This window comes from Metamycoplasma alkalescens (assembly GCF_900476125.1).
GTDB classification, from domain to species: domain Bacteria; phylum Bacillota_I; class Bacilli_A; order Mycoplasmatales; family Metamycoplasmataceae; genus Metamycoplasma; species Metamycoplasma alkalescens.
The window spans coordinates 788,578-814,533 of record NZ_LS991949.1 but is presented as its reverse complement, the minus strand read 5'-3'; the positions used below and the strand labels follow the sequence as shown (position 1 = coordinate 814,533).

General features: G+C 27.1%; 23 protein-coding genes and 1 pseudogene. 13 read left to right on the top strand and 11 right to left on the bottom strand.

The window, feature by feature from the left end:
- Positions 1-160: 160 nt before the first annotated feature.
- Together D2845_RS06910 and D2845_RS03425 are read right to left on the bottom strand one after the other, a co-directional pair.
- Positions 161-2,419 carry an MSC_0775 family lipoprotein gene (locus D2845_RS06910; RefSeq protein WP_110858335.1) on the bottom strand — a complete coding sequence of 753 codons (2,259 nt, stop codon included), beginning with the start codon at positions 2,417-2,419 and terminating at the stop codon, positions 161-163.
- A gap of 24 nt (positions 2,420-2,443) precedes the next feature.
- Positions 2,444-3,346 (bottom strand): MAG4940 family membrane protein, encoded by a 903-nt coding sequence (locus D2845_RS03425; protein WP_110858334.1) that lies wholly within the window; start codon positions 3,344-3,346, stop codon positions 2,444-2,446.
- 479 nt (positions 3,347-3,825) lie between these two features.
- Here D2845_RS03425 and D2845_RS03420 point away from each other — a divergent pair, with 479 nt between their 5' ends.
- From D2845_RS03420 to pta, 7 genes are read left to right on the top strand one after another with little or no spacing between them, the layout of a single operon-like run.
- The gene (locus D2845_RS03420) at positions 3,826-5,196 is read left to right on the top strand and encodes an FAD-dependent oxidoreductase (RefSeq protein WP_110858333.1); all 1,371 of its coding nucleotides are present in this window, start codon (positions 3,826-3,828) and stop codon (positions 5,194-5,196) included.
- A 2-nt stretch (positions 5,197-5,198) separates the two neighbouring features.
- A complete protein-coding gene (locus D2845_RS03415; RefSeq protein WP_002881406.1) occupies positions 5,199-6,200 on the top strand; it encodes a lipoate--protein ligase in 1,002 nt (333 codons plus the stop codon).
- A 14-nt stretch (positions 6,201-6,214) separates the two neighbouring features.
- The gene (gene pdhA, locus D2845_RS03410; protein WP_245391259.1) at positions 6,215-7,363 is read left to right on the top strand and encodes a pyruvate dehydrogenase (acetyl-transferring) E1 component subunit alpha; all 1,149 of its coding nucleotides are present in this window, start codon (positions 6,215-6,217) and stop codon (positions 7,361-7,363) included.
- Positions 7,363-8,352 carry an alpha-ketoacid dehydrogenase subunit beta gene (locus D2845_RS03405; protein ID WP_002881410.1) on the top strand — a complete coding sequence of 330 codons (990 nt, stop codon included), beginning with the start codon at positions 7,363-7,365 and terminating at the stop codon, positions 8,350-8,352. Before pdhA ends, D2845_RS03405 begins: the two co-directional genes overlap by 1 nt.
- A 15-nt stretch (positions 8,353-8,367) precedes the next feature.
- Entirely contained in the window at positions 8,368-9,651 is a 1,284-nt protein-coding gene (locus D2845_RS03400) for a dihydrolipoamide acetyltransferase family protein (protein ID WP_110858332.1), read from the top strand.
- Positions 9,652-9,681: 30 nt separating this feature from the next.
- A complete protein-coding gene (gene lpdA / locus D2845_RS03395) occupies positions 9,682-11,484 on the top strand; it encodes a dihydrolipoyl dehydrogenase (protein ID WP_110858331.1) in 1,803 nt (600 codons plus the stop codon).
- 24 nt (positions 11,485-11,508) lie between these two features.
- A complete protein-coding gene (pta, locus tag D2845_RS03390; RefSeq protein WP_002881413.1) occupies positions 11,509-12,474 on the top strand; it encodes a phosphate acetyltransferase in 966 nt (321 codons plus the stop codon).
- 171 nt (positions 12,475-12,645) lie between these two features.
- On the opposite strand, the pseudogene D2845_RS06905 reads toward pta, so the two are convergent.
- Positions 12,646-14,681, bottom strand: a pseudogene (locus D2845_RS06905) (bifunctional metallophosphatase/5'-nucleotidase).
- Positions 14,682-15,067: 386 nt separating this feature from the next.
- Positions 15,068-15,421 (bottom strand): hypothetical protein, encoded by a 354-nt coding sequence (locus tag D2845_RS03375; protein WP_110858330.1) that lies wholly within the window; start codon positions 15,419-15,421, stop codon positions 15,068-15,070.
- A gap of 99 nt (positions 15,422-15,520) precedes the next feature.
- Between D2845_RS03375 and D2845_RS03370 the strand changes: the two genes are divergently transcribed.
- On the top strand, positions 15,521-16,528 hold the full coding sequence (locus D2845_RS03370) for a nicotinate phosphoribosyltransferase (protein ID WP_110858329.1): 1,008 nt from the start codon (positions 15,521-15,523) through the stop codon (positions 16,526-16,528).
- Positions 16,528-17,175: a hypothetical protein gene (locus D2845_RS03365; RefSeq protein ID WP_110858328.1), complete on the top strand. Its 648-nt coding sequence runs from the start codon at positions 16,528-16,530 to the stop codon at positions 17,173-17,175. Before D2845_RS03370 ends, D2845_RS03365 begins: the two co-directional genes overlap by 1 nt.
- Positions 17,176-17,207: 32 nt before the next feature.
- Here the strand turns inward: D2845_RS03365 and nrnA (D2845_RS03360) are convergent, their stop codons facing one another.
- From nrnA (D2845_RS03360) to mutM, 4 genes are all read right to left on the bottom strand, one after another.
- Entirely contained in the window at positions 17,208-18,194 is a 987-nt protein-coding gene (nrnA, locus tag D2845_RS03360; RefSeq protein WP_002881420.1) for a bifunctional oligoribonuclease/PAP phosphatase NrnA, read from the bottom strand.
- Positions 18,181-19,158, bottom strand: coding sequence for a bifunctional oligoribonuclease/PAP phosphatase NrnA (nrnA, locus tag D2845_RS06900; RefSeq protein WP_110858327.1), 978 nt, complete (start codon positions 19,156-19,158; stop codon positions 18,181-18,183). The genes nrnA (D2845_RS03360) and nrnA (D2845_RS06900) overlap by 14 nt, the downstream gene beginning before the upstream one ends.
- A gap of 242 nt (positions 19,159-19,400) precedes the next feature.
- Positions 19,401-19,652 (bottom strand): Smr/MutS family protein, encoded by a 252-nt coding sequence (locus tag D2845_RS03350; protein WP_110858326.1) that lies wholly within the window; start codon positions 19,650-19,652, stop codon positions 19,401-19,403.
- Positions 19,653-19,656: 4 nt separating this feature from the next.
- The gene (gene mutM / locus D2845_RS03345) at positions 19,657-20,481 is read right to left on the bottom strand and encodes a DNA-formamidopyrimidine glycosylase (protein ID WP_110858325.1); all 825 of its coding nucleotides are present in this window, start codon (positions 20,479-20,481) and stop codon (positions 19,657-19,659) included.
- Between the two features lie 58 nt (positions 20,482-20,539).
- Between mutM and D2845_RS03340 the strand changes: the two genes are divergently transcribed.
- Both D2845_RS03340 and D2845_RS03335 read left to right on the top strand, forming a co-directional pair.
- Positions 20,540-21,007 carry an L-threonylcarbamoyladenylate synthase gene (locus tag D2845_RS03340; protein ID WP_002881424.1) on the top strand — a complete coding sequence of 156 codons (468 nt, stop codon included), beginning with the start codon at positions 20,540-20,542 and terminating at the stop codon, positions 21,005-21,007.
- Between the two features lie 5 nt (positions 21,008-21,012).
- The gene (locus D2845_RS03335; protein WP_110858324.1) at positions 21,013-21,468 is read left to right on the top strand and encodes an RpiB/LacA/LacB family sugar-phosphate isomerase; all 456 of its coding nucleotides are present in this window, start codon (positions 21,013-21,015) and stop codon (positions 21,466-21,468) included.
- Between the two features lie 283 nt (positions 21,469-21,751).
- Here D2845_RS03335 and D2845_RS03330 read toward each other — a convergent pair whose 3' ends face one another.
- The 3 genes from D2845_RS03330 to D2845_RS03320 form a co-directional block, all read right to left on the bottom strand.
- Positions 21,752-22,765: an IS30 family transposase gene (locus D2845_RS03330; protein ID WP_117275966.1), complete on the bottom strand. Its 1,014-nt coding sequence runs from the start codon at positions 22,763-22,765 to the stop codon at positions 21,752-21,754.
- Positions 22,766-22,919: 154 nt separating this feature from the next.
- On the bottom strand, positions 22,920-24,326 hold the full coding sequence (locus tag D2845_RS06895; protein WP_110858496.1) for a DUF2179 domain-containing protein: 1,407 nt from the start codon (positions 24,324-24,326) through the stop codon (positions 22,920-22,922).
- A gap of 230 nt (positions 24,327-24,556) precedes the next feature.
- Positions 24,557-24,826, bottom strand: a complete 270-nt coding sequence (locus D2845_RS03320; RefSeq protein WP_002881427.1) for a hypothetical protein — start codon at positions 24,824-24,826, stop codon at positions 24,557-24,559.
- Between the two features lie 208 nt (positions 24,827-25,034).
- Between D2845_RS03320 and D2845_RS03315 the strand changes: the two genes are divergently transcribed.
- Both D2845_RS03315 and D2845_RS06890 read left to right on the top strand, forming a co-directional pair.
- Positions 25,035-25,613 (top strand): DUF6088 family protein, encoded by a 579-nt coding sequence (locus D2845_RS03315; protein WP_231992780.1) that lies wholly within the window; start codon positions 25,035-25,037, stop codon positions 25,611-25,613.
- A complete protein-coding gene (locus tag D2845_RS06890; RefSeq protein WP_110858498.1) occupies positions 25,606-25,950 on the top strand; it encodes a nucleotidyl transferase AbiEii/AbiGii toxin family protein in 345 nt (114 codons plus the stop codon). Before D2845_RS03315 ends, D2845_RS06890 begins: the two co-directional genes overlap by 8 nt.
- The last annotated feature ends 6 nt before the right edge of the window (positions 25,951-25,956 follow it).

Below are 25,956 nucleotides of genomic sequence, written 5' to 3'. Positions count from 1 at the left end.
ATACTCATTTTGACATTTACAAAATTAAAGAAAATCAAGTTTTTTTGTTTTTTTAGTCATCTCAATAAGTATTTAAAAAGATAAATAAAAAATAAGCTAATTTTAAAATTATTTTTAGCTTATTAATTTGTTTAAAATATATTAATTTAAAACTATTTTCTTATTGATTTAGATTAAAAAATTCTTCAATTCCAAATGATATTGTTTTGTCATTTCTTAAGTTATAAATAATATTTGGATTTAAATAACCTTTTTTAATTTCAGCATTTGTAATACTCAAATTATTTTTATATAAAGCAATTTCTTTTAGTTTAATTGGGTCCTTTTTATCTTTTTCTTTTTTAATTTCTTCACCAGTTACTGGATTTATTTGGTTGACAAAAACATTGGTTAATGAATTGCCAATAACTCCAATGTTGCCAATTGGTGTATATAAATTTTTTTGAGAATCATAATATTTATTAATTCTTGATTCATCTAAATCTGGTTTTTGGTCAATAGAAAAATAATTCGGAGATAAATATTGCTTTCGATTTGAATATAAATTTATGTGAACATGAGACATTCAGCCGCCATTTGATGCTTCATTGCCCAAATATCCAATAATTGTTCCTTTTTTGATTTCTTTTGGTGATTGAGGAGTAATTCCTTCAGCAACATTGATCGCTCTTTTATCTACCATTTTCCCAACTGTTGATTTTAAATCTATAATTGGATTATTTAAAGTTTTTTGAGCATCTAAATGTAAAAATGAAAGATAAATATCTGATTTGTTATCATTCAAATAAATTTCTTTTTCTTTTGGACTTCAATCCAAATTAGCAACCGGGATTTTTATCACAACAACAGTTCCAACACCTGTTCATGCATTCTTGGCAGGTAATTCATAAGCAGCAATCATTTGGCCATCATATGGCATAACAATTGCTTGATAATCTGGAGCTAAATAATCTTCACCAAAATGTAAAAATGAAGGTGTTTTAATATTGTCATTTCCATAAAATCCACGTGAAATCCCATATCCACCAGAAAAAATTGATGAATTATAAGCTATAAAAAAATCCTTTTTAATACTTGCTAAATTTGTTGTTGTGATTCGGTCTGTCACAAAATTAGGTGCTTTAATATTTCTTTTTGTAAATTCTTTTTCAAATAACAAACTGTCTTTATTTGTACCTAAATATTTTTTAATAATAATTGGTTGAGTTTGATTTTCTAAATAAACATTTAAACTAACTTCTGATTGTCTGAAATTTATTGATTTCAAATTCATTACTTCAATTTTTTTAATACTTCTATTATTTGATTTAATGATTAAATTATCTTTTTTTAAATTAGTATGATCAGTATTGATTTCATTTTGAAAAATTGTACTAATTTTAATTGTTTCTTTTAATTTCAAGTAAGTTAAAAATTCGTTATCAAACTTAAATTTAACATTAAAAGTAATTCCTGCTTCAGGAACTGAATTTGTTAATTCTTTTTTATTTTGTTTTGAATCAACATTAATCACACCTAATCTAATCTTTAAAATTCCTTCATTTCTAGCTAAGGTCTCATCATTAAAATCAACATCAAATGCAGTCATTTTCAATTTAATTTTTTCATTGTGAGAATTTTCTTTTTGAAGATTTTCAAAAATTGAATTTTTTATTGCAAAAATTTCATTTAATTGCTTTGTATCCAATTGATTTATTCCTCATTTTTCAATAAGATCTTGCATTGTCTTACTATTCATTGAATCTTTTAATTGAATTTCGAAATCAGAATCCTTAATTGCTTTAATTTTTTGATAAACATTGAGCAAATCACTATATTTTTCTTTATCTTTATATTTAACGTTTGCAACTCTTAATTTAATTGCTTGATTGATAAACATTCCTTTTGCATATTCAGCTTTATCATGGTTTTCTAAATATAGTCTTACATTAACTGGAATTAAAATATCAAAATAATTTCCCGGGTCATAAAAGATATTATTATAATCAACACTAAATTTTAATCTTTTTAAAAAATCGTCACTTAGTTGAAATTGTTTTTCAATAATTGATTTGAACTTAGTTTGATTAAAATCCATATATTTAATCAAAAAATTATTTTTCATCAGTTGATCAAAAGTCACATTTTTAGGATCAGCACCATTTTTAAAAATAAATAAATCGTCATGATCTATTTTTTCAAAATAATCATTAATTTCATTAAGAATATGAATTTGGTTATACTTTTCAAATTTTGCTTGAATGTCTTTGTTTTGATTAAAATCTGAATTTAAAAATATTTCAGGAATATCTTTTTTATTTAATGATGGTTGCGAGCAAGAAATCAAACTTGCAATTGGTACTAATCCCAAAGAACCAAACATTGAAAATAATCATAATTTTTTAGTTGTAAATTGTCTTTTTTGATGTTTTTGTGTCACAGTATTTTCCTATTATTTTTAAAATTAAGAAAGTGAAATAATTGCCTTTGTTTGAATTTTAATTGCAATGCAAATAAAAGCAATAATGATTGGGATTAAAATTGTTAATAGAATAACAATTAGCAATTTAGTTCATTGCATCAAATAATTTTTTTTCTCTTTATTTCTTTGCTCTTTATCAAGTTTTAAATAAATAATGCTCTGCATGATTATTTCAATAATTGGAAAAATCAAATGGAAAGCAAAAAAATTAAAAAATGAAGAAATTAAAATAATTACACCAATTACAACTAATTGTGCCAAATGCAATTGAAAATGATTGCTTGAATAAGTTGCAGTATTAATCATTCCAATAAAAGGAAATAAAAGCATTAATAATAATATAAAAAAGCTTTCTTTAACTACAAAACGACCAATTGATAAGTTTGATTTATTTGCAAACAATGATAAAAAAGTTAATTCATTGGTTTTATTTTGTTCTAAATTTTTTTTATTGACAAATTTATATAAGCAAAAAAATATATAAAAAAATAAAAGTCCGAATAATCCTCCTAAAATCTGTCCTCCAATTAGATATGGAATTCCCTTCACGATTGGTTGACCAAGAATTCCTTTTGCTAAAGGTGTTTGTCCAGAAGCGCCATACCCTAATAAAAAGGAATTAAAAATTACTATTAAAGGATTAATCATCAAATGAATTGGATTACGCGAACCAATTGCACTTAAACCAATTGGAACTAAGATTGAAATAAAAGTTGCAAGCACAAATCCAAGTGTTAAAAAAATCTTATTTTCATTCTTTTTTAAAATCACTGCAATCAATTTTCAAACTAGACAAAAAAATACTAATAAAAAAACTGCAATTATTTCAAAAGTGAATACAGTTGCATTGAAACTTGAGTCTAATACTCTTCGAGGCGTATTCATTTATTATTCACATTCCTTTGTTTTTTTCTTATTACATATTGAATTTTTTAAGATTTATATTGAATAAATTTTTTGCTGATTAAGTCTTTATATAAAATTTATTCAATAGTATTTTACTCTTATAACATTTCTTATAATTAAAAATACTTAATTTAAATAAAAATTTAAAAAAGGATTTGCAATTTGATCTTTTGATTTCGTCACTTTTTTATATTTACAAGATTGAATATTTTTTTAGACTTATTCTTATTGTTTTTGCAAATAAATTAAAATCACTATTGAAATATTTGAAATAATGGACCTAAGATTTAATTAATAAGAAAAAAAGAACTTATTTTAAGAATTAAATATTTATCTAGTTTTGATATGGGAGTAAAATAATATATGGTATATATGAATATATAGAATGTTTGAATAAATCAATTTTATTTGTATTTAATAATTTGGTTTTAAAAATACAATAAAGAAAGGATATTGAAATGAAAATTATTGTATTAGGTACTAATCATGCTGGTACAACAGCAGTTAGAACACTAAAAAGATTAGATCCTAGTTGTGAAGTAACAACCTATGATAAAAATGATGCAATTTCTTTTTTGGGATGTGGAATTGCTTTATGAGTTAAATGTGAAATTAAAGATCCTAACATGCTATTTTATGCATCACCCGAAATTTTAAAGAATGAAGGCATCAATGTTTTTATGAACCATGATGTTTTAGCCATTGATGATAAAAATAAATTTATTACAGTTAAGGATTTAAAAACTGGTCAACTAAAAACAGATCATTATGATAAATTAATTGTTGCAACTGGAACATGACCAATAATTCCACAAATTCCTGGTGTGGATTTAGATGGTGTGCAAATTTGTAAAAACTATTATCATGCCAAAAAAATATTGGAACATAACCTAGATAATAACTATAAAAAAATCGCTGTTGTTGGCGCTGGTTATATTGGCGTTGAATTAGTTGAAGCTTTTAAAAAATATGGTAAAGATGTTACATTAATTGATGTTGCAAATCGAATTATGCCATTTTATTATGACCATGAATTTACTGATTTAATGCAAGAAAAAATGAAAGCTGATGGTGTTAAATTAGAATTAAATTCAAAAGTAATTGAATTCAAAGGAACAAATGGCAAAGTTACCCAAGTAATTACAAATAATGGGGCAATTGATGTTGATTATGTAATCCTTTCAGTTGGAGTAAGACCTCAAACAAAAATACTTGAAGGAATTTGTGATTTAGATGAAGGTAAAGCTATTGTCACAAATGAATTTATGCAAACAACCAATCCAGATATTTATGCAATTGGCGACTGTGCACAAGTATTCAATAAAGCAATGAACAAAAAAATGCCAATCCAATTAGCTACAACAGCAATTCGAACCGGGGTAACGGCTGCTACTAATATTATTCGGGGTAATGTTTTAAAATCACCTGGTTATACTGGAGCAAATGGAATTTCAGTTTTTGGACTAAATATGGCTAGTGTTGGAATCAGTGTTGAAGCAGCAAAAAAAATGAATCTGGAAGTTGACTCAATTTATTTTAAAGATTTAGACCGCCCAGAATTTATGTCTTCAACAAATGAAGTATTATTTAAGGTTATTTGAGAAAAGAAATCAAGAAGAATCATTGGAGCTCAAGTAGCAAGTGAAAAAAATCATACTGAAACAATGTATATGATGGCTTTGGCAATTCAAAAAGATTTAACGATTGATGAATTACCACTAATTGATATTTTCTTCTTACCACATTTTAACAAACCATTTAACTTTATTTCCCTAGCTGGATTAGAAGTTTTAGGACTTAACTACTTCAAAAATAAAGATAAAAAATAATTATGATCAATCTATTAATTTCAAAATATCATGATCCTGCAATGAATTTAGCAATTGAGGAATATTTAACATATCATTATCAAACAAAAGATCCAATTGTATTTTTTTGACAAAATGCAAATACGATTGTTGTTGGTCGAAATCAAAATGCTTTTGCTGAGATTAATATTAATGAAGCAAAAAAAGATGCTGTCAAAGTTATTAAAAGAAATACAGGTGGTGGAACTGTTTACCAAGATTTGGGCAATGTTTGTTATTCTTTAATTGTTGATAATGCAACAAATGAAGTTGATTATCAAAAAGCATTAAAACCAATTATTACTTATTTGAATAAAAATGGGATCAATGCGATATTTTCTGGAAGAAACGATATGGCAATTGATGGATATAAAGTTTCTGGTAATGCTCAATTAAAAACCAATGAAAAAACATTAATTCATGGAACCTTATTGTTTGATGTTGATTTATCTAAAATTGCAAAATATTTAATTGTTGATCCAGAGAAACTAAAACACCAACAAATTAAATCCAAACCAGCAAAAGTAAGAAATATCAAAGAATTTTTTAAAGATATTAATAAAGAAATTGATTTAAAAACATTCATTAATGATGTAGTCAATTCATACATCCAAAATGAAAAAATTAAATGAATTGAATTAAGTGAAGAAGAAAATAAAATAATTACAAATAAAAAAGTTAATAAATATGACCAATGGGATTGAACATTTGGTAAAAATACAAAATTTTCATTAGTTAAAAAAGAATATTTAGAATCAAAAGGTTTTATTAATATAAATCTTGATGTAATTGAAGGAAAAATTAAAAATATTAAAATCTATGGTGATTTTTTAGGAACACAAGGAACTGAAAAACTTGAGTCCAAATTAATCGATATTAAGTTTGAAAAAGAAGAAATTAGCAAAGTTTTAAATGAGTTTGATTTGGAAGCAATTTTTGCTAAAAACTTTACTAAAGATGATTTATTAAATTTGTTATTTAAATAATAATTAAATATAATATGAAACAAGATAAAAATAAAATTGAAAGGAAGAAAAAATTGAAATATCTAGGAAAATTTGATCCATTAAAAAATGAGATCGTTAGCATTATGGATAAAGATGGAAAAATTACTAATCCTAAACTAATGCCAGAAATTTCAAATGATGAAATTATTGATGCTTATAAAATGATGAATCTTTCACGGCGTCAAGATATTTATCAAAATACAATGCAACGTCAAGGTCGATTATTATCATTTTTATCTTCAACAGGACAAGAAGCTTGTGAAGTTGCATACATTAATGCTTTAAATAAGAAAACTGATTATTTTGTTAGTGGATATCGAAATAGTGCTGCTTGGTTGGCAATGGGACAACCACCAAGAAATATTATGTTATATTGAGTTGGAAATGAAATGGGTGGCAAAGCTCCAGATGGAATTAATTGTTTACCACCAAACATTGTAATTGGATCACAATATTCACAAGCAACAGGAATCGCATTTGCAGAAAAACATAAAAAAACAAAAGGAATTGCTTTAACTACAACTGGTGATGGCGGAACTAGTGAAGGTGAAACCTATGAAGCAATGAACTTTGCTAAACTTCGTGAATTACCATGTGTATTTGTTGTTGAAAACAATAAATGAGCAATCTCAACAGCAATAAATGAGCAAACAAAATCTTTAAACTTTGCTGTTAAAGCAATTGCAACGGGAATGCCTTCAATTAAAGTTGATGGCAATGACTATTTGGCATGTATTGCTGTTTTTAAAGAAATTGTTGAATATGTAAGAAATGGTAATGGTCCAGTGCTTGTTGAATGTGATACATACCGACTAGGGGCACACTCATCTTCAGATAATCCTGATGTTTATCGTCCAAAAGCTGAATTTGAAGAAATGCAAAAATACGATCCATTAATCAGATTAAAAAAATGATTAATCAATCAAAAACTATGATCAGAAGATAAACAAACTGCATTAGATGCTGAACAAGATAAATTTATTGCAGCAGAATTTAGTTGAGTTGAACAAAATAAAAATTATGGTTTAGAAGATATTTTTAAATATCAATATGAAAAATTAGATTTATTTTTAGAAGAACAATACAAAGAAGCTAAAGAATTTTTTGAAAAATACCCAGATGCTAAAGGAGGACACCACTAATGGCTATTATTAATAATATTAAAGCAGTTACTGATGCACTAGATTTGGCAATGTCACGCGATAAAAATGTAATTGTTTTTGGTGAAGATGTTGGAACTGAGGGTGGTGTTTTTCGAGCAACTCAAGGTTTAGAAGAAAAATATGGTAATGAACGGTGCTTTAATGCTCCAATTAGTGAAGCAATGTTTGCTGGTGTTGGATTAGGAATGGCAATAAATGGGTTAAAACCTATTGTTGAATTACAATTTGAAGGTCTAGGATTGGCTTCATTGCAAAATATTATTACAAATATTTCAAGAATAAGAAACCGTTCACGTGGAAAATATACAGCTCCAATGGTAATAAGAACACCAATGGGTGGGGGAATTCGTGCTTTAGAACATCATAGTGAGGCGCTAGAATCAATTTTTGCACACATTCCTGGAATACAAGTTGTTTGTCCGTCAACACCATATGATACAAAAGGTTTAATTTTAGCAGCAATTGAATCACCAGATCCTGTCATTGTACTTGAACCAACAAAATTATATCGGGCATTCAAACAAGAAGTTCCGGATGAATTTTATACACTGCCAATTGGTGAAGCATACAAGATTCAAGAAGGAAATGACTTAACGGTTGTTACTTATGGTGCTCAAACTGTCGATTGTCAAAAAGCAATTGAAATGTTAAAAGAATCTCACCCAAATGCAACTATTGATTTAATTGATTTACGTTCAATCAAACCATGAGATAAAAAAATGGTGATTGAATCAGTTAAAAAAACAGGAAGATTATTAGTTGTGCATGAAGCAGTTAAATCATTCTCAGTTTCAGCTGAAATCATTGCAACAGTTAATGAAGAATGTTTTGAATATCTAAAAGCTCCGCTAACTAGATGTACTGGTTATGATGTAATAATCCCTTTTGATCGTGGTGAAGGTTATTTCCAAATAAGTCCAAAAAAAGTTCTAGTTAAAATGCAAGAAGTTTTAGATTTCAAATTCTAATAGGAAAGGATAAATATGTATCAAGTTAAATTTGCTGATATTGGTGAAGGATTGACTGAAGGGATTGTTGCTGAAGTTTTAGTTAAAGTTGGAGATAGTGTTAAAGAAGGCCAACCATTATACTTTGTTGAAACTGATAAAGTTAATAGTGAAATTCCTTCACCTATTTCTGGAAAAATCGCCATAGTTAACATCAAACCTGGACAAGAAATTAAAGTTGGAGAAGTTGTGATTGAAATCGATAATGGGAATGCTTCGGCTGCAACTGTTCAACCTAAAAAAGAGGAAATAAAACCAATTGAAGAAAATGCCAGTGTAGTTGGTGCAACTCCTGTTTCAAATGAGATTATCACAAGAAATGTTGCAGCCAAAGAAATAACAAAAACCCAAATTAAAGCAACACCATTGGCTAGAAAAATTGCTGCTGATTTAAATGTTGATTTATCAATATTAATTGGAAGTGGACCGAATGGAAGAATCTTAGTTGCTGATGTAAAAAATTATCAACCAACAAAACTAGTTCAAATTGAAGAAAAAATTACAACTCAATCAATAGCACAAACTAATTCTCCAATGCCAAAAGTAGTCGATGTCTCGGCTCCACTTTCATGAGAAATTGTGAATATGAGTGGAATTAGAAAAGCTACAGTGAAAGCAATGGTTAAATCACATACTGAAATTGCGGCCTTTACTGGAATGAAAAACATTGATATTACAGAAACTCATAAATTAAGAAATGAATTAAAAGAACATGCTGCTGCTTCAGGAGTTAAGTTAACTTATTTGGCATTTATTGTTAAAGCAGTTGCTAAATCATTAAAAGAAATGCCAAATATTAATGTTCGGGGAGATTTTGAAAACAATAAAATTCTTTTTATGAATAATATTAATATCGGAATAGCAGTTGATACTCCTCAAGGTTTAATGGTTCCTGTTATTAAGTCAGCAGATCAATTAAGTATTTTTGAAATTGCAATCAAAATTACAGATCTTGCTAAAAAAGCTCGAGATGGAAAATTAACAAGAAATGAAATGAGTGAAGCAACATTTACAGTATCAAACTTTGGATCTGTTGGTTTAGACTATGCTACGCCAATTATTAATTCACCTGAAGCTGCTATTTTAGGAGTTGGAACTATGACACAAGTTCCAATATATGTCAATGATGAAATTCAAAAAAGATTCATAATGCCATTTTCAATGACTTGTGATCATCGAATTATTGATGGTGCTGATGCTGGTCGATTCTTAATTAAAGTCCAAGATTATTTATCCAAACCAGTATTACTATTTATATAAATAAAATAAAAAAATCGAAAGAAGAAAAATATGTTTAAAGTTAAATTTGCTGATATTGGTGAAGGATTGACTGAAGGAACTGTTGCTGAAGTTTTAGTTAAAGTTGGAGACAACGTCAAAGAAGGACAACCATTATACTTTGTTGAAACTGATAAGGTTAATAGTGAAATTCCATCGCCAGTTTCTGGAAAAATCGCCATAGTGAACATTAAATCTGGACAAGAAATTAAAGTTGGAGATGTTGTGATTGAAATTGATGATGGAAGTGCTTCAGCTGCTGTTTCTCAACAAAAAGAAGAAACAGTAAAAGAAATTGAAGAAAATGCTAGTGTCGTTGGCTCAACTCCAGTTTCAAATGATGTCTTGCCAAGTCGAGGGCCAACTAATAAAAAAACTGATGAGAAAAAAATTGATTTAAAAATTGGAGATAGTTTTGATGTTGCTGTTATTGGCGCAGGAATTGGTGGATATGTATCTGCAATTAAGTGTTCACAATTAGGTTTAAAAACCTTAATCGTTGAAAAAGAATACTATGGTGGAGTTTGTTTGAATGTGGGATGTATCCCAACTAAATCTTTATTAAAAACTAGTCATGTTTATCATGATGTGATGCATAAGGCGAAAGAATTAGGGATTGTAATCAAAAATCCTGAAGAAATAGTAATTGATTGAGCACAAGCAATTGATCGAAAAAATGGGATTGTTAAAAAATTAACTGGTGGAGTTAAATATTTATTAGACAAAAATAAGGTTACACAAATTATTGGTGTAGCAAAAGCATTGGATAAAAATACAATTTCAGTTAATGATAAAAATTACCATGTTAACAATATTATTATTGCAACTGGTTCATTACCAAATCACCTACCATTACCTGGTTTTGAACAAGGAAGAAAAGATGGCATAATTATTGATTCAACAGGAATTTTATCAATTCCAAAAGTTCCAAAAAGTTTAGTTGTAATTGGTGGTGGTGTAATTGGCATTGAATTTGGATGCTTATTTGCTAGTTTAGGAACAAAAGTTACTGTTTTACAAGCTTTACCAACAATTTTGGAAATGTTAGACCAAGATGTAATTGATTTAGTAACAAAAGAATTAAAAACAACTTACAATGTTAATGTTGTAACAAATGCATCAGTAAAAGAATTTAAGAATGGTGCTGTTGTTTATGAAGTTGATGGAGCTACTCATAGCATTAAAGGTGATTATGTCTTAGAATCAGTTGGGCGGAAAACTACTTTTGATGGATTTGAAAAACTAGGATTAGAATTAACACCAAGAAAAGGAATTGCAATTAACCAATATCATGAAACCAATATAGATTCAGTTTATGCAATTGGTGATGTGACTGGAAAAGCAATGCTAGCCCATTCAGCAGTAAAAGCTGGAATTGTTGCTGCTAACAGAATTGCTAAAAAAGCAAATAAAAAAGATGCTGAAGATATTATCATGGATTTCAATCGGGTACCTTCATGTATCTATATTGACCCAGAAGTTGCAATGGTAGGTAAAACAGAGCAACAATTAAAACAAGATAAAGTTGATTACAAGACATTTAAATTCCCATTTTCAGCAATTGGTAAAGCATTAGCTGATGATAGTACAACTGGATTTGTCAAAATTATTGTTGAACCTAAATATAAATCAATTTTAGGGGCACATATTGTTGGAAATCGGGCAACTGATTTGATTGCCGAAATTGTTGCAGTAATTGAATCTGAAGGAACAATTACTGAAATAGCTAATACTATTCACCCTCATCCAACAATGAGTGAGGCAGTTGGTGAAGTAGCTGAGGCTTTAGAAACAGGAAAAGCTATTCATTTTTAATAATAAAGATTGTGAGAGAAATAAATGTATACAATACAAGAAATAAAAAATAAACTAGCTAAAGAAAAAAATAAAAAACGGATTGTTTTACCTGAAGGTGAAGCAAAAATCATTCAAGATGTAGCAAAAACATTAATTGAAAAAAACTTAGGTTTACCAATCTTAGTTTTCAAATATGAAAAAGATATTCCCTCTGAATTAAAAAAATATTCAAATCTTGAAATTATAGCTTTGGATAAATTTAATACCGAGGAATTTGAAAAGAAATTTGTTGAAATAAGAAAAGGAAAAGCAACGCCTGAACAAGCTACTGCTATGATGAAATTACCAAACTACATTGGTTGTATGTTAGTAAAAACCAATCAGGCAGATTGCATGTTATCAGGATTAAACAACACTACTGCTGACACAATTCGTCCTGCACTTCAAATCATTGGTACAAAACCTCAATATAGTATTGCAAGTACTGTTCTTATCATGGCTAAAAATGATGAAAAATACATTTTTACAGATTGTGCACTAAACATTAAACCAACAAGTGAACAATTAGTTGATATCACAGAAATGGCAGCCGAATTTGCTAAAACAATAAATGTTCAAAACATCGAAGCAACATTGCTAAGTTATTCAACAAATGGTTCGGGTAAGGGTGAAGATGTTGATCGGGTAAATAAGGCTGTTCAAATTTTGAAATCAAAAGAAAAAAACTATAAAGTTGAAGGTGAGATTCAATTTGATGCTGCTTTTGACAAACTTGTTAGGGATAAAAAATTTAAAGATAACATTCTAACTAAAAAAACACCTGATATCTTTGTCTTTCCAGAAATTCATTCAGGCAACATTGGATATAAAATAGCACAAAGAATGGGTGGATATGAAGCAATTGGACCATTTGTTTTAGGATTAAACCAACCTGTTAATGATCTAAGTCGTGGTGCAACATTTGATGATGTTTTAAACACCGCAATAATGACTTTGTTCTTATCATAAATAAGCATTATTTCAATAAGGAAATTATTCAAGATTTCCTTATTTTTTTTATAAATTGAAGAATAAAAAAACAATAATTATCAAGCAAATCGAATGCTTAAAATAAAAAAAATTAATATAAAAAATCAAAACCTTAAATTTGTTTTGATTTTTAGTAATAAATTAATTTATTTATTCAACTTTGTGATCAACGATTATTTTTTGTTGAACTGATTTGTCATAGTCTGAAATTTTACGTTTTGAAAAAGGATTTGAATCATTATCTTGATTTTTGTTTGAAGTAATTTGCTTACCATAATCAATGAATACTTCAACCATATCACGACCTTCAAAAATTTGCTTTACACTATCTTTTTGTTTGGTGTAATTAAGCATACCATAACCATCACCACCAACTAAAATAAAATCATTAGTTACAACATAATAGAATTTATCTTTATCAATTGATTTATTATTGATTTTTATTGAATTTTCATCAATTTCATAAACTCTTTTATTTCTTTCATCTTCTGATTTTACTTTAATTTTTGCTTCAACATTATGTGAATATTGTCCATAACCACCTGAAAGAGTTTTTAATGCGCCATGTTTCATAACTTCAAGAATGTTGAACCTTTAATTCTAACAGCACCAGCACGGTTACCAAATGGAGAAATACCAAGAATATCCTCTCTTTTAACATCTCCCGCAGGTACATCTTTACGCAATCCACCACCATTCATTAAACCAATAACATTGTCTAAGTTAAACTCGTCATTGTTACGTCCTTCAAACTGTGGGTTTGCTTTAATAAATTCTCAAGCTAAAGCATCAGATCCAAATGTACCTAAATTAGTTTGTTGGGTTCTTCCTTTTCAATGATGACTTTTTTTACCATCTTTATGTGTAATTTCAAAATTTTCGACATGCACAAAATCAATTTCTGATTTGAAAACAATTGCTTTGTTAATAGTATCAAATTCTTTTCTTAGATCATCAATTAATTTGTTGATCTTTTCAAGTTTATTTTCTTTTCCACCAAGTAATTCGGTATATTCAATTGTTCTTACTTGCTGTTGAACATCTAAAACATCGCCTGTTTCAGCATTAATTGTAATATCAAGTTCACTTAAATATTTGGTGTGACATTCAGCTTGTGTTAAATAAGTTTTATTATTTTGGTGTGCTTCGATTTTTACTAAAGTATGTGAATGACCATCTAAAACAATATCAACACCTTTAGCTTTTTTAGCAAATTCTCGACCATCTCATGCTGTATCAGATCTATTAACGCCTAAATGTGTTAAAGCAACAATAAAATTTACTCCTTGTGCTTTTAATTCTTCGACTGCCTTATTTGCAGATTGAACTGGGTCTAAAAAATCTACATGTTCTGAATTAATTGGTAATGAAGTGAATTTTGTATCAGGAGTTGTAATCCCCATAATTCCAACTTTTAAACCTGATTTTAAAGTTTTAATTATGTAAGGGGTAAATACTTTTTCACCTACTTTAGGAGTTTTCCCATCTTTTGTTTTAACATCGATTTCAGTAAATGAGCCATCTTCTTTCCGAATTTTAACTTTACCATTCAAAGCCTTTTCATTTCAAACAGTATTTGCTGATAAAAATGGCATTCTTTCTGTTGCTTTTTCAATATCAAACATATGTGGTAACCCTCAATCAAATTCATGATTACCAATTGCAACTGCATCATAACCCATTTGATGAGCAACTTTTGAAATTGTTAATCCTTTATCCGAATCTGATAATGGTAATCCTTGAATTAAATCGCCAGCTGATAAAAGTAAATCACGATCAAAATCCCTTGACATAACTTCAGCTAACCCTTGCATGCCAGAGTAGTTATTAAATTTGCCATCATCAAATACTAATCTCCCATGCTCATCATTTGTATGAACTAATTTGATTATTTGAATTTTTTGATTTTTTTGAACATCTCGCAATTTCTTAAAAGCATCATTTGCTTTTTTTCTTAACCCTTGTAAAATTGGTATTTGTTTTTTTACCCAATCATTTTTTTGCTTTAGAATTTCTTTTTTCTTATCATCTTGTTTTTGTTCATTAATTGAATTCTTAAATTCTTTTAATTTAGCCGCATCTTTTTCAATTGCATTATTAAATTCTAAATATGCGTCTTTATATGCTTTTGTTACTTGTTCTAAACTTTCTTTTTTACATGAAGCCGCAATAAGTGGTAGTGCCATTAAACTTGACATTGCCCCTAATCCAAATAATCATTTAATTTTTCTCATTCAAAATTTCTCCTTGATATTCCTAAATTTATTTGATATTGTTTTAAATATTTTATATTTATAAACTTATAACTAAATTCTTAAACTAAATAAACTAATTAAAAATTTATTGATAATTATCATTATTAAAGATTAAATAAAGAATTTTTGTAAGTTTCATAACTTAAAAACTTAATTACTATATCTATTATCAAACTATAACATAAACTAACAAAAAAAATCCTTTTTTGCAACAAACTAAAATTAAGAAAAAATTCGCAAAATAATTTTTTTAATTTATTTGCGAATTTTGTTGCATTTGCATAATTAAAATTAAGATAAAAAAGATTCAATTATGACTATTGCTTATACTCAAGCATCAATGTTGCAGATGCAAAAGTTGTATAAATTGAAACAAAGGGAAGAATTAAAATTGCTGATAAAACAAATAAAATTAATAGTTTTTTATTATTATTTTTCAAGGCAATTTTAATTCCAAAAATTGAATTTATAACCAAAAATAAACAACTAAGTCCAAAAAATGCAATGACTGACAAATAAAAAGGATTGGTTATTGCTTTATCTTTGAAAAATGTTGCTAACATCACACTAATAAAACCAGTTAATGTAATTAAAAAGATACATCCTGCAGCAAATTGCAAAAATGAAATTTTATGAATTTTTTTATTTTTAATTTGAATGTTATTATCCATAATAATTAACCTTGTTATTTTGTATATTAAATATTTATTGAAATTTAACTATTATAATTATAGTATTAATTTGATAATAATAATAAGAAGTAGGTATTTATGAAATTAAAAAACTACATTTCAATATATTTTTTTAAAACAAAAAAAATTGCACAAAAATATCGCAAAAATGAAATTGTTACCTTGCAATTTTTTCAAAGAAATAATGATGTTAAACTTTGTGGAATTAATGAAGTTTTAAACTTATTAAAAAAACATACAAACACTTCAAAATATACAATTAGATATTTAGAAGAAGGTTCAATTGTCAATGACAAAGAAGTTGTGTTAGAACTAGAAGGAAATTACCATTACTTTGGAATTTATGAAGGAATTATTGATGGGATTTTAGCAAGACAAAGTTCCATAGCAACGAATGCATACCAAATTATCAAAGCAGCAAATGGAAAAAATGTTGTAAGTATGGCTGATCGTGCAGATCATTATATCAATCAATTAAATGATGCTTATGCTCTAAGAGTTGGAGGGATTAAAAATCACTCAACTTTTGCTGCAGCAAATTTTGATAAAAAAAGAATGTTTGGAAGTATGCCTCATGCTTTAATTCAAATGTTTGAAGGAAATACAGTCGCTGCTGTTGAAGCGTATGAAAAAACTTTTTTAGATGATAAACTTTTTGCTTTAGTTGATTTCCATAATGATGTTATTGCGGATGCCTTAGCTTGTTTAAAAAAATTTAAAAATAAACTCGCTGGTGTGAGGGTCGATACATCAAAAGCATTAAGTGATAAAATGTTTGAAAAAGAAAAAACCAAGGAATATGGTGTGACACCAAATCAAATTAAAAGATTAAGAGAAACATTGGATGCAAACAATGGCAAACATGTAAAAATTATTGTTTCATCTGGTTTTGATGCAAAAAAAATTGCTGAATTTGAAAAACTAAACACACCAGTTGATACTTATGGAGTTGGGGCTTCATTATTAAAAATATGAATTAGTTTTAGTGCCGATGCTACAAAATTAAATGGCAAATTAATTGCTAAAGCAGGAAGACAATATGCAAAAAATCCTCGATTAAAAACTTATAAGGGAGAAAAATTGTAATGGAAGAAAATCAAATTAAAAAGAAAAATTTTAAAGATTCATTATTTAATATTTTTGGTTTTGTTGTAATCTTTTTATTTTTAGCAATTGGAGTAATTTTATTTTTAGCTGCAACACAAAAATTAGGAAAAATTAATAAGGGTGGCGTGATTGCTTCATATGTTTTTGGCACAATTTTCATTTTGATTTTTTGCTTAATTGTGATTAAAATCTTTTTAATTTTAAAATCGCAAAATAAGTATGCAAAACAAGCTTTAGATGTCAATAAAATTTTTGAATACACACCATTAACTGAAGAAGAAAAAAAGATTAATGACTTGTTTTTGGATGCATATGATAAAGAAATTCCAAGTTTAAACATATATTTTGGTGCCTTTGTTGAAATTGAAAAAAAACATTACAAAAAAGATATTGATCTTAATTCACCACGGATTAGAATGTTAATGCAACAAATGATTATTGATGGGATTGCTGAGTTTGGATTTTTTGATTTATACTTAGTGATTGATTTTTCAAGAAGTATCAATAAAAAATTGGTTTGAAAAGGTGATTTTAAAAAATATAAAACTTACTTTACTTATATTCGTTCAATTTATCATGCCGCTGATGATTATATTTATGACAAATACATTGCAAACAAACAATAAAAATGCCAAACCCCTGGCATTTTTTTTATTATCTAATCATAATTTTCTAAAAGTGTAATTTCATGTTCTAAATCAGCAACAATTTCAGGAATTAATTTTGGGTCTTTAATTTGTGCTCCAGAGGCACGATGATGACCACCGCCACCCCATTTGATTGCGACATTTCTTACACAGGCACCATTTGAACGAAATTCGCAACGAATTTGATTTTCTTTTTCCTGGGTAAAAAATGCTCATGCTTTGTTATCATCAATTGATGCTAAAAGAAATGGTCGATTTCCTTTCAATGGATCTTCGATTCCAAATTTATGTTGATCTTCTAAAGAAAAATAAAATGAAACAACACCATTTTTTATTTGCATATTTTGTTGAATAAATGAATTTATTTTAATATCCGATAAATATTTTTTTGCCATATTTTCATGAATCAAATCTTTTTTTGCTTGATTAGATCATAATCAGGCAACCAAAAACATGGTTTTTTCATTTGTTAAATTTGTCGTTAGACGAACTGAATCAGTATAAATTCCTAAGTACAAATATGTTGCAGCTTCCGCATTAACTTTTCAATTTAGAAAATAAGCAATTTCTGCTAGTTGTTGCGCAGCGGCTGGAGATAAGGCATCAACTCAAACTAATGAAGCATTTAAATCATCATCATTGGGATGGTGGTCAATCCGAATAACTTCGTCAAAGAAATTATTGTCTAAAAACTCACGACATTCTAATCTTTCTTTGAAATTAGCATCAACAATAATTGCCAAAGAATTAGCAAGTTTTTGCAATGGCAATTTATCCATTTTAAAATCTAAATATGAATAACTATCTTTAGGATCACCAATTGTATAAACATTTTTTTTAGGAAAATTTTCTTGAATTAAATGTTTCAACCCAAATTGTGAACCTAAGCAATCACCATCTGGTCGAATGTGATGAAAAATTACAATGTTTTCATGTTCTTGAATCTTTTTTTCAATTTGCTTAAAAATTTCTAATCTTTCTTGACTAATTTTTAGCATGCTTTAAAACCTCAGCTTTCAAATCTGCAATGATTGCTTTCATTTCAGCTTTTGAATGAACTGTTGCACCAGCAGCTACTTCATGACCACCACCTGGTTTATATTTTTCACAAATATGATTGATTCAAATTCCATTTGATCTCACCCTTACCCGGATTGTACCATCTGGTTGATCAATAAAGAAAACTCAAATTTTACAATCACCAATATTTGCTAAGATTCCAACATCATTTGCTTCATTATCTTTTAATTTAAATTTCTTTTGAATTTTCTTACTTACATAAAAATATAAAACTTGTCCTTCATTTTTATAATTAAGTAATACATGTGCAGCAAATTTAACTTTTCGCTCATCCCTTTTTCCTAAATCATAATTCACATCTCAAACTCTAAAATCATTATCAGTATGTAAGTATGAAACAACATCAAATGTTCTTTTTGCAACATACTCATAATTAAAACGCCCTGAATCAGTATTGATTCCTAAATATACATATCTTGCTGCTTCATTGGTAACTTTTCATTTTGCTTTCATGGCGATATATCCAATTTGCTCAGCAGCAGCTGCATACTCTGCATCTTCTCAAGTGTAATCATAATTTATATCTGGATCAGTTGGATGATGATCGATTCTTAAGGTGTGTGTAAAGTTATTATCTAAAATATATTTCACAAATTGAATCCGATGTGAAGAATTCGTATCAACAACAACTGCTAATGAATTTTCAAAATTCTTTTTAGGTATATCTTCAAACTTATCAAAGTCTCATTTCATGAATGGAAAAACTCCACCTGTATCTCCTAAAACAAACACATTTTTTTCTGGATAATTTGTTCTTATTAATTCTCTTAATCCAAATTGTGAACCTAAACAATCCCCGTCTGGTCGGATGTGATGAAAAATAAAAATATTATTGTGTGCTTCAATTGCTTCCTTTGCAATTTTTCAAGTATTTTTTGCCATATATTTCTCCTAAAATTATCTTAATTTAAACTATTTTTTATTTCAATAAAATCATTTATATGTAAAAAATTATAATACCAAAAGCCAATAATCCTTTTTAAATCAAAAAAATAAATGCATAAAATAAGCAAGATTTTCATAAATAAAAAATTCAAAATTTGTGTTGCTTTTTTTTACATCACTTTAATTTTGAATTTTTAAATTTTAAAACTAATTTCAAATAAAAACAAAAACAAAAAAAATTATTGCTTAAATTTGCGATATACCCGAATTATTGATTGATTTTGGTTCAAAAAATCAAATGGATATTTTTCATCTTCCAATAAGTTTGCAACAACAAATTTCAAAACTCCACTACCATTTCCAGTAATAATGTCAAAAAATTCAAAGTTCTTATTTTCTTCAAAAGAAAACAAAGCATTTAAAACAGCATTTGTTGCCTCAATTGAATCTTGACTGTGCAAGTCAATTGTAAATGAATAATCAAAATTCATTTTTTTAATATTTCTCCTGACATTTTTCACATAAATAAGTGCCACGACCATTGACTTTGATTTTCTTTGTTTTATTTTGACAATTTAAACAATTTTTGATTTTATCATTATGAATTAATAAATAATTTTGATATGAACCAATTTGTTGATTGAAACTTTCATAAGTATGAATTGTTGAACCACCCAATTCATAACTTTTATCCATAATTCTTTTTGAGTGTTCTAAAATCTCTTTTAACTTATTTTTTGGGATATTTTTAGAAGGGGTTAGGGGATGAACTTTTGATGCAAAAAGTGCTTCATCGACATAAATATTTCCAAGACCAACTAAATAAGTTTGATCCAATAATTTTGTTTTAATTGCTGTTGTTGTTTTTGATAATCTTTGATGTAATTCATTAACGTCAGTTTCACCTGGTTCCTTTGCCATTTTGGACAAAGGAAGAATTTGGTCATAATTATTTTTGTTGCGTAAATGAAAAGTTCCAAACATTCGACTATCCAAATAATGCAATTCACTTTGGTCACTAAAAATGAATTTAGCCATCAGATGTTGATGATTTGGATGTTTTTTTAAATAAAAACGATATTTTCCCTCCATTCTTAAATGTGATAATAAGATTGCATCATTATCAAAATGAAAAACAATAAATTTGCCTTTGTTTGTTATATTTGTAATTGAAGCGTTTAAAAGTTTATTTTCAAATTCCGAAATTGAATTTTCTTTGAAAAGTTTTTCTTGAAAAACTTCAATTTTGACAAGTTTTTTATGCAAAACTGATTGTTTTAAATTTTTGACAACGACTTTTACTTCTGGTAATTCTGGCATAATACTTATTATAATATCTTTTCATACTTTTATTTGTTTATGCTAGTATAATAACAATATGACAAATAAATATAAAAAACTATTCATTTCAACAACAGACACTGTTTTAGGGATTGGTGGGCCTGTTGATGAAGAAACTAAAAATTTGATATACGAAATAAAAGGAAGAGATCGAAATAAAAAATTAATTATTTTAGTTGCATCAATCAAACAAGCAAGAATGTTTGAGCAATGAAACCAACAAGCTGAAAAACTAGCTAAAACTTATTGACCAGGAGCAACAACTCTCGTTGTCAATGACCAAGGCTTTAGAATGCCAAATCAAAAAAAATTATTAGAATTTTTAGAAAAAAATGGACCAGTTTATATGTCAAGTTGTAACTTATCAAATGCACCAATTTGTAAAACAATTGAAAGTGCAAAAGAAGTTTTTCCTGAAATAACAAATATTTATAATTTTGGTGAAATGTCACAAATACCAAGTCAAATCATCCGCGTTGAGGATGAACAAATCATAAGGGGATAATAGTTATGAAAGTAAAAATTACAAGTGATCATGCCGGACATGATGCTAAGGTTGAATTAGCAAAAAGACTTGAATCTGAAGGATATGAAGTTGAATTATTTGGTTCGAAAGATGCCAAACAATCAATTTCATATGCTGATGTCGGAATTGAATTTGCCAAAGAAGCAAAAAAACATATTGATGATAAGAATACCAAATTTGTTGCTTTTTGTGGATCTGGGATTGGTATTTCAATGGCACTTAATCGTTATAAGAACATTCGTTGTGCACATGTTTCTTCAGAGGAAGAAGCAAGATTATCAAAAGCACATAATGATGCAAACATTTTGTGTATGGGTGGAAGAATGTTAGATGCTCAAAAAGTTGAAGATATGTTTCATATTTGAGAAAAAACTGAATTCGAAGGTGGAAGACATCTTGAACGAATTAAAAAACTAGATGAAGTTGGTCAAGATAAATAATTATCATTAAAAAAAATAAATAAAACTCACAGTAAAGATACTGTGAGCCTAAATGAAAAGTTCAAGTGCAACACTGTTGCATTTGCTTTTTTTATTATAAATTAAATGTTTCTATAACTTATTTTTTTGTTTAAAATGAAAAAATATTTATTATTTTTTTGAATCTAAATTCAATTTAAAGAGTTTTATTATTAAAACTAAAATTTGAAATACTCAAAAAACTGACATTAGTCAGTTATTATTTTTTTTAGTTTGATTTTATCAATTTTAAATAAGTAAATTTTTATAATATAAAATCATTACTATTTTCTTTTTTAAACAACTCCAAAGGTGTTAATCAGTTTAATATTTCTCTTGGCATATTGTTAATTTTGAAAACTATTTTTTCTAATTCTTCTTGGGTTATTTCATTAAAATCAAACCCCTTTTTAAATTCTCTTCTTAAAATCCCATTTCAATGTTCATTACTACCTCGTTGGAATGATGCATATGGTTCTGCACGATATATTTTTATGTCTAACCACTTAGCTAATAAACCAATTTTTTCAAATTCAATACCATTATCTATGGTTATGCTTTTGACAAATAAATTGTTATCTTGAATTAGATTTTTAAGACTTGAATTTATTACAAATCCAGATTTTGAACGAACTTTTATTGCGAATCCGATTCTTGTTTTTCTTTCTGTAAGTGTTAAAACATTGTAATATCCATTTGATTTTCTACCCAATACAAGATCAGCTTCTCAGTGTCCAAATTCTTTTCTTAAATCAATTTTTTTTGGTCTTGTTCATATTGGAAAAACGTAATCTGCTGAATTAACCAATCTTTTTATAACTGATGTAGTTCTTTTTCCACCCTTTTTATATCATTTTCTTAATCTATCTTTTCTTTTGATAACTCAAAGATTTTTATTTATTCAGTTGTATACCGTTCTTAATGAAGGACAATTTATATTTGGATCCTTTTTTATCTCATGTAATGTAGCTTTCACACCATAGTATTTTTTGTCATATTTATTTTTGAATAATTCTGTAAATTTATCAAATTTATTCGGCAACAAAAATCTAAAATAATATTTATGTCTATGACGTTTTTTAGCTTTAATGTTTGCTACCATGGGGTCATAAGTTCCTAAACTTGTGTTTCTTTTTATTTCTCGCATAATTGTTGAAGGACTTCTATCTAATTTTTTTGCAATTGAACGTATTGATTTATTACGATTAAGCTCAAATTTTATATAAGATCTTTCAACTTCATTTATGTGTTTATATTTATTATTTTTGTTATAATTCATATTGAAAGTTCCTTTATCTCAAGCGGGACTTTTTTTCTTATTTTTAAAAATAAAAATTCAAGTGTCCACAACTATATTTTATATCTTTATTGTGTTGCACTTGAATTTATAATTAAGCCTCACAGTAAAGATACTGTGAGTAATTTTTTAAATTTTAAGATTCAATTTTTGATGTATTGAAATTACCAAATACTTTGTGAACTCTTGTGATTGCGACTCAAGCATTTTTATCAGCCAATAAAGCTTCATTTTTGATTAGATTTTGTTCTAAGTATAAAGCATATGTTTCAATTTTCGTTGTTTCAGTATTTGTATATCCACCAACTAATTTTTCAATGTTATACCCATGTCAGTAATTGATTTCTTTGAATCTAGCAATGATTTTTTCAGGATTCTTTGTATAAATTTCAATTCTAATTTTACGGTATTTAGGATTGATTAATTCAATGAATGAAATATAAATAACAACATAAACAGCTGAACATAAAATTCTTAGTAACAATGCTCCAAAGTTAAATGGTTTGCCAGGTGATAGACCAACCCCTTCAACAATTGTGATGATCAATGTTGCAATTGTCCCAAAAATTACTGCAAAAATTAATGAGATATTACCAACACTTTTTTGTTTAACACGTGATAAATAATAAACAACAAAGTCACCGCCTGATGTTGATGCGGAATTTTTTCAAGCAATTCCCCCAGCAATTCCTGCCATACATGAACCAATTCCGACATAAACAATAATTGGTCAAGTTGGGTTATTGAATCCTTTTTCAATTAATGCTTTAAAATATTCAAGTTGAGCAAATTGATTTTGTGTAATAAATTTAATGTGACCAAGTTCAGCTGATGCTCCTGCTTGAATTGCATCATTTAAATCAAATGTGTGAATTCCGCTTACAAAATTATGACTTCAAGGCTCCCCAATTCATTGGAATAAATTCTTATAAGAATTGCTATATGCTCCATATGTTTCTCATGGAATTAGTATCTTAAATTCATTTGTAAATTCTTTAGCTACCCCTGAATTTGAAGGTGAATATCAATTAACATAATAAATTGAAATCTTATTAAAAATGTTCGTTACTTGTGGAATTAATAAAAGTGTTTGAAATGCCACTTGTCAGATCAATCAATACGTTGTTAAAACCATAAATAACCGTGAATTTTTTTTCCAAAAAATAATAATTAGCGGTAAATTTAAAGCAAAGAAAATATAAGCAAAATAAGGTGCTAGTTTTGAAAAAGTTAAAGTTATTGCTTGAACAATTGCAGAAATTCCCGTTGCAACTGTTGCTGCTTTGGCTAAAAAAGTTGCAATTGCAATATTATACATAATGGCTGAAATGAAAACCATTAACATTTTTTTAGGAAATTTTTTTCAAACATTAAAAAATGTTACGCCATATGGATTAATATCATATGATGAAGTAAGTCATTTCTTTTTTGTTCTTGATTTTTTCTTTTCAATTGAAAGAGCTTTAAATTCTTCAGAATTGATATTTTGCTTTTCTAAATTGCCATCTAATTTATTTTTTTTATTTTTTTTAAATCAACTCATATTTCCTCTATTAAATTTGTGAAAATAATAACACATTTTATTTTAAATTTATCATCAATATTTAAAGTTTTTAAAAAATTAAAAAAATTTTAATGTAATGAATTATTTTAATGTTTAATTAGAATTAGCTTTTTATTAGATTAATTTATTTTAATTTTTTATTTAAAAAAACAAGCCTAGTTAAGACTTGCTTTTTTTAATTATTTTTAAAAAAATCTCATTTTTAAATATTATAGATTTGAAGTATGTTGTTGTCTATTTTGATATTTTTGTGTCTCTTCGTTATAAATATCAAGCAATAAAAAAATACCCGCAACTGTACTACATAAAAATAAGTTTAGAATTCCATAAACAACTTTAGTATCCTTTGTCAACTTAGGTTTATGAAGTTCTTTAAGTGTTAAAATACCAATAATCAATGGTGCAATTAACCAAAAGAAAAAAATCATATGAAGAATCATAAAAATTTTGACTACTTCTTTATATTTTTTATTAAACATTAAACCTCCTTATTTTTAATTTTAATACATTACTTTAAAAAACACATTATAAAAGTAAATATGTTATATTTAAAACTACAAATATGATGCAATTGAATTTAAAAATTTATTACCAAAAAAATATATATTTTTGGTATTTTTATGTTACAATTTTGTTATCTAAATGGAGGTAATTTTTATGGTCATAAAAAAAGAAATTGAGAATATCATGAAAAAAAACATAGGGAAAATTTACTCAATTAATGATTTTTATAATTATGATCTTGGAAGCCAAAATACAATAAAATGTTCACTATACAAATTAGCTCAGGAAAATAAAATTATTCGGGTATTTGATGGATTATATATGAAACCTAGATTTAGTAAAATATTTCAAGAAAATGTTATCCCGAGTACTAAAGAAATAATTGACAAAATCGCAAAAAAATTTGGTTGGGACATAATACCCACAAGCGAATGGGCATTAAATTACACTGGCCTTTCAACACAAGTTCCAAATGTATATATTTTTGCTTCGACTGGTCCAAATAGAATTTATTATTATGGTAATAACAAAATTATTTTTAAGCATGTTGCAAATTATAAAATTTATCCATTTTCAAAAAAAATGGCACTAGTTATTCAGGCACTTATTGTTTTAGAAAAAAATAATGTAACTAAATCACACTTAAAAAAATTAGCTAATTTTACAAAAGATATTAAAAATGAATTAACTAAAAATATAAATTTACTTCCAGTTTGAATTCAAGAAAATCTAAAAAAAATCAAAGATTATCAATATGCTTAAAATTTTGAATTTGCCTAAATTTGATTTAAATCTAGCAATTGAAAAAACATCACAAAAAACTGGAATTTCTGAAGATATTATTGAAAAAAACCTATGAGTATGTTTTGTTCTAAAATACTTATTTACTGATTTTTTGTACAAAAATTACTTAGTTTTTAAAGGCGGGACATCTTTGTCAAAAGGATTTAATTACATTAAGAGATTTTCTGAGGATATAGATATAGTACTTGATTGAAAAATATTAAATTTATTAAAATTAAAAGATGTCTATTATGATGAAAAATTTATTAATAGAAAAAGGAATGAGGCAACTAATAACCTACGTTTCCCAGTTTAAGCATAA